At 69.9% G+C, this 7720-nt stretch carries 9 protein-coding genes, 1 tRNA gene and 1 pseudogene; 3 read left to right on the top strand and 8 right to left on the bottom strand.

Annotation, left to right across the window (positions count from 1 at the left end; all coding sequences use genetic code 11):
* The 5 genes from VOI19_RS09790 to VOI19_RS09770 all read right to left on the bottom strand — a co-directional run.
* The coding region (locus VOI19_RS09790) for a 2-oxoacid:ferredoxin oxidoreductase subunit beta (protein ID WP_323792776.1) at window positions 1-821 on the bottom strand (821 nt) is incomplete at its 3' end.
* A 38-nt stretch (window positions 822-859) separates the two neighbouring features.
* A complete protein-coding gene (locus VOI19_RS09785; protein WP_323792775.1) occupies window positions 860-2866 on the bottom strand; it encodes a 2-oxoacid:acceptor oxidoreductase subunit alpha in 2007 nt (668 codons plus the stop codon).
* A 184-nt stretch (window positions 2867-3050) separates the two neighbouring features.
* Window positions 3051-3692 (bottom strand): hypothetical protein, encoded by a 642-nt coding sequence (locus tag VOI19_RS09780; RefSeq protein ID WP_323792774.1) that lies wholly within the window; start codon window positions 3690-3692, stop codon window positions 3051-3053.
* A gap of 82 nt (window positions 3693-3774) precedes the next feature.
* Window positions 3775-4272, bottom strand: a complete 498-nt coding sequence (locus VOI19_RS09775; protein ID WP_323792773.1) for an SRPBCC domain-containing protein — start codon at window positions 4270-4272, stop codon at window positions 3775-3777.
* A gap of 6 nt (window positions 4273-4278) precedes the next feature.
* On the bottom strand, window positions 4279-4770 hold the full coding sequence (locus VOI19_RS09770; protein WP_323792772.1) for a YajQ family cyclic di-GMP-binding protein: 492 nt from the start codon (window positions 4768-4770) through the stop codon (window positions 4279-4281).
* Window positions 4771-4882: 112 nt separating this feature from the next.
* On the opposite strand from VOI19_RS09770, the gene VOI19_RS09765 reads away from it, so the two are divergent.
* Both VOI19_RS09765 and VOI19_RS09760 read left to right on the top strand, forming a co-directional pair.
* Window positions 4883-4964 (top strand) — tRNA-Tyr (locus VOI19_RS09765).
* A gap of 182 nt (window positions 4965-5146) precedes the next feature.
* Window positions 5147-5296: a hypothetical protein gene (locus tag VOI19_RS09760; RefSeq protein ID WP_323792771.1), complete on the top strand. Its 150-nt coding sequence runs from the start codon at window positions 5147-5149 to the stop codon at window positions 5294-5296.
* A 15-nt stretch (window positions 5297-5311) separates the two neighbouring features.
* On the opposite strand, the gene VOI19_RS09755 is transcribed toward VOI19_RS09760, so the two are convergent.
* The 3 genes from VOI19_RS09755 to VOI19_RS09745 are packed head-to-tail and all read right to left on the bottom strand — an operon-like array spanning window position 5312 to window position 7555.
* Window positions 5312-5782, bottom strand: coding sequence for a nitroreductase/quinone reductase family protein (locus tag VOI19_RS09755; protein ID WP_323792770.1), 471 nt, complete (start codon window positions 5780-5782; stop codon window positions 5312-5314).
* Between the two features lie 10 nt (window positions 5783-5792).
* Window positions 5793-6911, bottom strand: a complete 1119-nt coding sequence (locus VOI19_RS09750; RefSeq protein WP_323792769.1) for a fumarylacetoacetate hydrolase family protein — start codon at window positions 6909-6911, stop codon at window positions 5793-5795.
* Window positions 6908-7555: a hypothetical protein gene (locus VOI19_RS09745; RefSeq protein ID WP_323792768.1), complete on the bottom strand. Its 648-nt coding sequence runs from the start codon at window positions 7553-7555 to the stop codon at window positions 6908-6910. Before VOI19_RS09745 ends, VOI19_RS09750 begins: the two co-directional genes overlap by 4 nt.
* Window positions 7556-7574: 19 nt before the next feature.
* Between VOI19_RS09745 and VOI19_RS09740 the strand changes: the two are divergent.
* Window positions 7575-7720: pseudogene (locus VOI19_RS09740) on the top strand (homogentisate 1,2-dioxygenase); the annotation flags it as partial.

Below are 7720 nucleotides of genomic sequence, written 5' to 3'. Positions count from 1 at the left end.
TCGCCCAGGTCGGCGATGGTGACGATCTTGACCCCACCCGACTCGGTGTCGCGGATGACGCCCTTGGTGCCGCCGACGCCGAACCGGATCGGCTCACCGTGCACCAGCGGGATCAGGGCGTCCTCCTTGGTGTCGCGGTCCTTGATCGCGTCGAACGCGCCGTCGTTGAAGATCGGGCAGTTCTGGTAGATCTCCACCAGCGAGGTGCCGCGGTGGGCGGCGGCGGCCGAGAGCACCGCGGTGAGGTGCTTGCGGTCGGAGTCGATCGTGCGCGCCACGAACGACGCCTCGGCGCCGAGGGCGAGCGAGACCGGGTTGAACGGGTGGTCCAGCGATCCCATCGGGGTCGACTTGGTGATCTTGCCGGCCTCCGAGGTGGGGGAGTACTGACCCTTGGTGAGCCCGTAGATCCGGTTGTTGAACAGCAGGATCGTCATGTTGATGTTGCGGCGCAGCGCATGGATCAGGTGGTTGCCACCGATCGAGAGCGCGTCACCGTCACCGGTGACGACCCAGACGTTGAGGTCCTCGCGCGCGGTCGCGATGCCGGTGGCGATGGACGGCGCCCGGCCGTGGATCGAGTGCATCCCGTAGGTGTCGAGGTAGTAGGGGAAGCGGCTCGAGCAGCCGATGCCGGAGACGAAGACGATGTTCTCGCGACGCAGCCCGAGGTCGGGCAGGAAGCCCTGCACGGCCTTGAGGACTGCGTAGTCGCCGCAGCCCGGGCACCAGCGGACCTCCTGGTCGGAGGTGAACTCCTTGCCGGTCTGGGCGGGGGCGTCGGGGTCGACGGTGGGGACGAGGTCGGTGCCGGAGCGCAGTCCGGGCACCCCGAGGTCGGTGCTGGTCGAGAGGGCGGTCACGAGACGGTCTCCTCAGTGCGAGCGGGGACGGGGGTCAGGTCGAGCTCGTCGAGGCCCTCGGCCTCGGCGACGAGCGAGCCGATCGCCTGGGCGAGCTCGGCGGCCTTGAGCGGCATGCCGTTGACCTGGTTGTAGCCGATGGCGTCGACGAGGTACTTGCCGCGCAGCAGCAGGGCGAGCTGGCCGAGGTTCATCTCGGGCACCAGCACCTTGTCGTAGCGCTTGAGGATCTCGCCGAGGTCCTTGGGGAACGGGTTGAGGTGGCGCAGGTGCACCTGGGCGACGGCGTGGCCGGCCTTGCGGACACGACGGCAGCCGGCACCGATCGGACCATAGGTCGAGCCCCAGCCGATGACGAGCACCTTCGCCTTGCCCTCGCCGGGCGGTCCGGACGGGTCCTCGACCTCCAGCGGCGGCAACGAGTCGGCGATGGCGTCGATCTTGGCCTGGCGCGTGCGGACCATGCGCTCGTGGTTGGCGGGGTCGTAGGAGATGTTGCCGTGGCCCTCGCCCTTCTCGAGGCCGCCGATGCGGTGCTCGAGCCCGGGGGTACCGGGGATCGCCCACGGACGGGCGAGCGTCTTCTCGTCGCGCAGGTAGGGCCAGAAGTCCTTCTCACCGGGAATGACGGTGCCGTCGTCGCTCGTCGTGTCGGGCGTTTTCACGTGGTTGGTCTCGGTCGCGAAGTTCGGGTCGATGACGGGCAGGTCGGTGAGGTCGGGGATCTTCCACGGCTCGGAGCCGTTGGCGAGGTAGCCGTCGGAGAGCAGGATGACCGGGGTGCGGTAGGTGACGGCGATGCGTGCGGCCTCGACGGCGGCGTCGAAGCAGTCGCCTGGCGACTGGGCAGCGACTACCGGGGCCGGAGCCTCGCCGTTGCGGCCGAACATCACCTGGAGCAGGTCGGACTGCTCGGTCTTGGTGGGCAGGCCGGTCGAGGGTCCACCGCGCTGGACGTCGATCACCAGCAGCGGCAGCTCGGTCATCACGGCGAGACCGATGAACTCCGACTTCAGCGCGATGCCGGGCCCCGAGGTGGTGGTGACGCCGAGCGAGCCGGCGAACGAGGCGCCGATCGCCGCGCCGATGCCGGCGATCTCGTCCTCGGCCTGGAGCGTCGTGACGCCGAAGGCCTTGTGCTTGCTGAGCTCGTGGAGGATGTCGGAGGCCGGGGTGATCGGGTAGGACCCGAGGAAGATCGGCAGGCCCGACTGCACGCCGGCGGCGACGAGGCCGTACGACAGAGCGAGGTTGCCGGTGATGTTGCGGTAGGTGCCGGGCGCCATCGTGGCGGGCTTGATCTCGTACTGGACGGCGAACGCCTCGGTCGTCTCGCCGTAGTTCCACCCGGTGGTGAAGGCGGTGATGTTGGCGTCGCGGATGTCGGGCACCTTGGAGAACCGCTTGGCCAGGAAGGCCTTCGTGCCGTCGGTCGGTCGGCCGTACATCCACGACAGCAGGCCGAGGGCGAACATGTTCTTGGCGCGCGCGGCGTCCTTGCGCGACAGCCCGAACTCCTTGACGGCCTCGACGGTCATGCCGGTGAGGTCGACGGGGTGGACGGCGAACTCCGCCAGGGGGTGGCCGGGAGCAGCGTCACCGAGGGCGTCGAGCGGGTTGGCGTCGTAGCCGGCCTTGGTGAGGTTGCGCGCAGTGAAGTCGTGGGTGTCGACGATGACCGTGGCGCCCTTGGGCAGGTCGGGCAGGTTCGCCTTCAGCGCCGCCGGATTCATCGCGACCAGGACGTCGGGCGCGTCGCCGGCGGTGAGGATGTCGTGGTCGGCGAAGTGCACCTGGAACGACGAGACGCCCGGGAGCGTGCCCTGAGGGGCGCGGATCTCGGCAGGGAAGTTGGGCAGTGTCACGAGGTCGTTGCCGAAGGCGGCCGACTCCTGGGTGAAGCGGTCGCCGGTGAGCTGCATCCCGTCGCCGGAGTCACCGGCGAAACGGATGACGACCCGATCGAGCTGCTTGACCTGCTTGGACACGTGATGCACCTTCATCCCACTTGGCTGCCGACGCGCAGGCGCGCGACCATGTCCGAAACTAGAACATGTTCTAGATCGATGTCCAGACGCGCGTCCGACTCCCGATCAGGATAGTCCGCCCCTTGGTGGAGGCGGACTCGTCCTGACTGGTGGGAGGTCGGCAGCCGACAGGGTCGCTCAGCAGCGGCTCGGCGCCGGCTCAGGGCGCCGTGTAGGCCCAGGTGTAGCGGACCAGGACCTCGCCCGTCGTCGGGGTGTTGACCCCGAGGTAGAAGCCGGTGCTGTCGGCTGCGTCGGGGCTGGCATTGGCCCCCGGGAAGATGAAGCTCTGGTTGCCGGCATTCGTGGTCGAGCCGGAGATGTAGACGCACAAGGTCCCGGGGCTCGCGGTGGGGTTGGTGTCCGAGCCGGAGCACCGGCTGGTGTTGGACTCGCCCGGTGCCGCGATCGAGGTCTGCCCGTAGTAGATCGACCGCGGGTTGTTGTAGCTCAGCGGCACGGTGGTCTTGAAGGGCAAGGGGGAGTAGCTGCGTGCATAGAGGGTGTCGGATGGCGCGTTGCCGCTCAGGATCCCGCCACCGATGACCGTCTTGCCCGACGGCAGGATCCCGTCGGCGAGCTTGTCGACGTCCAAGAGCTTCAGGTCGTGCAGGCCGAGGGACTTGTTCTTGATGTCCTTGCCGGTGACCGAGTTGTTCTTGATCTGCTTGCCGGTGATCTGCTTGCCGGCGACCGCGCCCCCGCTGGTTGCGAGGATCAGCCCGAGGACGAGGGCGATGAGGACAGGGGCCGAGGCGCGTCGGCGCCGAGAGCTCGTGGTGTCAGTGTCGTGGTGGTCCATGGGGGACTCCTACGGTTCGACCGAGACCGACGAGGGTTCGTCGGGAGCCTCTTTCGAGGCTAGGACTCCGTGGCGCCGGTGGCTACGGCGGCGAGGTAAAGCCTCCTCGGCCCTCGGCGGCCCGGGTCTCGACGCGTCGCTTGAGCGCCGCGGCGTGCCGCGCGAAACCGTCGGCCACGCGACCAGGACCGGCCAGGCGCACCAGGGGGCCGGAGAACTCCTCGACGGTGTCGTACGTCGTAGGCTCGCCGGGGCGCTGGGTCAGCCGCTGGTGTCGCGTGCCGCGCACCAGTCCGAGCCGCGCCGGCCAACCCTCGAAGACGTACGACATCAGGGCCGTCGTCACGCCGCCGGTCGTGTGCGGCGGCTCCAGCGCGGTGATCCGCTCGGGCGAGCGGGTGGTGCGACCGTTGGTCCAGCGCACGTGCAGGACGATCGGGTTGCCCACCTCCGCGGGGACCGCGGTCTCGACCCGCTCGACGAACGGGTTCCACTCGCCGTACGCCTCGGTGTCGAGCATGACCTCCCAGACGACGGCGAGCGGAGCGTCGATCTCGATCGACGCGCTCGGAACGGTCACCGGACGTCAGCGGTAGTTGGTGAACTGCCCCGCGAAGTCGAGGTCCTGGCCCTTGACGAGCGCCTGGACGGCCTGGAGGTCGTCGCGCTTCTTGGAGGAGATGCGCAGCTCGTCGCCCTGGATCTGGGCCTTGACGCCCTTGGGGCCCTCGTCGCGGATGAGCTTGGAGACCTTCTTGGCGTCCTCGGAGGAGATGCCCTCCTTGAGCGCGATGCCGATCTTGCTCTGCTGGCCGGACTGGCGCGGTTCGGAGGCGTCCAGGATCTTCAGGCTCTGCTGGCGCTTGATGAGCTTGTCCTTGAAGAGGTCGAGCACGGCGGTCGCGCGGTCGTCGGCCGAGGCGCTGATCTCGATCGCTTCCTCGCCCTGCCACTCGATGGTGGCGCCGGTGCCCTTGAAGTCGAACCGGGTCGCGATCTCCCGCGCGGTCTGACCCAGCGCGTTGTCGACCTCCTGTCGGTCGATCTTGCTCACGATGTCGAAGGACGAGTCAGCCATGGGTGTGTGCTCCTGTTGCTTGCTAGCGATTCTGGAATCGTGCGGTGCCTGCGCTATTGTTTCGCCTCGTTGCCGCACGGCCAAGCCGGCCATCATGTGCGACGACAAACCCGGCAGGTTGCCCGAGCGGCCAAAGGGAGCTGACTGTAAATCAGCCGGCACAGCCTACGCTGGTTCGAATCCAGCACCTGCCACTGAAGCCGCGTGACCGTGATCCGGTCCGCGGCTTCATACATTTCTGGCGGCGACGACCGGGCGGGTGGTCCGGACCGGTCGAAGGCGCCTGCGCGCAGGGCAATCCGGCGGCGCCGCGGCTACGGATCAAGAGTGAGCGCGTCCACGGTGGACCCGCCGTCCGACCACAAGAGGCTCCCCCATGTCTCCTCGCGTGAAGCGACCCAGCGCACCGATGGTGATCTCGGTCGCCGCCCTCGTCGTCGCCCTCAGCGGCACGTCCTACGCGGCAGCCAAGATCGATACCGACAACCCCGACCGCAGCTCGGTCGCGCCCAGCGCGAACGAGTGACCGAGGCCTCGGGAGTCAGGCGACGGGGCGGAGCCAGAACACCGGGATGACCCGGTCGGTGCGTTCCTCGTACTTCGTGAAGTTGGGCCAGGTCGCGACCATGACGTCCCACAGGACGGCGCGCTCGTCGCCCTCGGCCTCGATCCAGGTGACGGTGTGCTCGCTGCCGTCCACGCGGACGACGGCGGTCTCGGTGGCGCGCAGGTTGTTGACCCAGAGCGGCATGTTCGGCCCACCGAAGTAGGACCCGGCGACGAGCCACCCGTCCTCGTGCGGCACGCAGAGCAACGGCGTGGTGCGGGGGATGCCGCTCTTGCGCCCCGGCACGGTGAGCGCGAGGTTGGGCAGGCCGGCCAGGTCGAGCACGGTCACGCGACCGCGGGTCGCGCGCTGGAGGCGGGTGTCGAACCACACCACCTGGGGCAACAGCTTCGGCATCCAGGAGTAGGAGCCGAGGCGAACGGCGACCGGTGTGAGCAGACCCATGGCGTGCAGCCTAGGGGGCCGGCGTCACGGCGCCGCTGACCTCGCCCAGCGTGAGCCGACCGCCGTCGGTGCTCGGCGCGGAGTAGCGCAGCACGACCGTCGAGCCGTCGTCGAGGAAGCGTTCCCCGCCGTACAGCTCGAGCAGCGAACCGACCTCGGCGTGACCGGGAGCGCCGGCGCCGCTGATGGTGCCCGACCCGAAGAGGTCGCCGGTGCGCAGCGAGGCGCCGTTGACGGTCAGGTGCGCCAGCATCTGCGCCGGTCCCCAGTAGGTCGAGCGGTACGGCGGACGGCTCACGACGGTGCCGTCGATCTCCACCTCCACCGCGAGGTCGAGGCCGCGCGCCGTGTCGGGAGCGAGGTAGTCGGCCGGGCGGGGGTCCTGGCCGGGCAGGTCGCACCAGGCGGCGTCGAGGGCTGCTAGCGGCGTCACCCAGTGCGAGATCGAGGTGGCGAACGTCTTGCCGAGGAACGGCCCTAGCGGCACGTACTCCCAGGCCTGGAGGTCGCGTGCCGACCAGTCGTTGAGGCCCACGACGCCGAACACGTGGTCGGCAAAGGCCTCGGCCGGGACCGGCTCGCCCAGCCTCGAGGCGGCGCCCACGACGAAGCCCAGCTCGGCCTCGAGGTCGAGGCGTCGGGTGGGTCCGACGTCGCCGGGTCCGCGTTGACCGCTGGGCCGCACGACCGGCGTCCCCGAGGCCACGACGGTGCCGGCGCGGCCGTGATAGCCGACGGGCAGGTGCTTCCAGTTGGGGAGCAGGGCGTCGCCGTCGGGACGGAACAGCCGTCCGACGTTCGTCGCGTGGTGCTCGGAGGCGTAGAAGTCGACGTAGTCGGCGACCTCGAACGGCAGGTGCAGGTCGACCTCGTCGAGGGGAGTCGTCTCGGCACCCTCCTCGAGCAGCGCGCGGGCCTCGGCGCGCACCTCGCTCCACGTCTGGGGGCCCAGGGCCAGGAAGGGGTTCAAGGACGCGGCGGCCAGCTCGGGCCGCCCGGTCTCGAAGGCCAGGTCGAGCACCGAGTCACCATGGCGCACGCCGATGCGGCGAGGACCGCCGTCGACCGAGAACACGCCGTACGGCAGGTGGTCGAGGCCGAACCCGGCCCCGGAGGCGGAGTCGGTCACAGCGTCGCCAGGTGGTCGAGGGCGTCGTGCACCTCGGTCGTCAGCCAGCTGCGCACCCACCGGCGTCCGCGCTCGAGATCGCCGTCGTCGCCCCACAGTCGTGCCGCCGTGCCCAGGGCTGCGACCGCCTGCGGCGCCGTACCGCCGTAGAGCGACACCGTGGCCTCGCGGTCCAGGGCGGCATCGATCCACCGCTCGGGGTCACCTGCCTCCAGGGGCAGCGCGAGCACCATCTCCGCCTCGGCCAGCACGTCGGCCGCTGCGAGCCAGGACGGCGTGGGGTCCCCGCTCAGCCGCACGTGCACGACGGTGTCCTCGAGGAGGTCGCCGGCGTCGATGGCGGCGTGCACCGCGGCCACCACCCGCCGGGCGTTGCCGGCCGGGTCGTCGGGGTCGCGCAGGGTGATGTCGAGCGCGCTCACCTCGAGGCCGTGCGAGCGGCAGTACGACGCGGGCCCGGCCACCTGTCCGGCTCCGCTGGTGAGCACGACCCGCAGGTCGCCGCGGAAGCCGACCAGCTGCGGCAGCTCGTCGTCGCGGACGGCGCGATCGCCCACGACGGGGGAGGGGCGTCGCAGGATCTTGCCCTCGGGCAGCGGGCTCGCGTCGTCGACGAACCGGGACCATGTTGCAGGTGTCACCACGGGACTAACGTAACCAGGCATGGCGCACTATCGAAGGCTCGGCACGGTCCCGCCCAAGCGACACACCCAGCATCGCGACCCCGACGGGCGTCTGTACTACGAGGAGCTGATGGGGGAGGAGGGGTTCTCCTCGGACTCCGCCTTGCTCTACCACCGCGGCAGATC

It is taken from the genome of Nocardioides sp. (assembly GCF_034670285.1).
Classification (GTDB): Bacteria; Actinomycetota; Actinomycetes; order Propionibacteriales; family Nocardioidaceae; genus Nocardioides.
The sequence above is the reverse complement of the archived record's forward strand: the minus strand, read 5'-3'. Positions and strand labels throughout refer to the sequence as shown.

Excerpts from the sequence above, each read along its gene's own strand:
- VOI19_RS09780 (WP_323792774.1), bottom strand. The coding sequence starts at position 3,692 with ATGGACCACCACGACACTGACACCACGAGCTCTCGGCGCCGACGCGCC.
- VOI19_RS09785 (WP_323792775.1), bottom strand. The coding sequence starts at position 2,866 with ATGAAGGTGCATCACGTGTCCAAGCAGGTCAAGCAGCTCGATCGGGTC.
- VOI19_RS09770 (WP_323792772.1), bottom strand. The coding sequence starts at position 4,770 with ATGGCTGACTCGTCCTTCGACATCGTGAGCAAGATCGACCGACAGGAG.
- VOI19_RS09760 (WP_323792771.1), top strand. The coding sequence starts at position 5,147 with ATGTCTCCTCGCGTGAAGCGACCCAGCGCACCGATGGTGATCTCGGTC.
- VOI19_RS09755 (WP_323792770.1), bottom strand. The coding sequence starts at position 5,782 with ATGGGTCTGCTCACACCGGTCGCCGTTCGCCTCGGCTCCTACTCCTGG.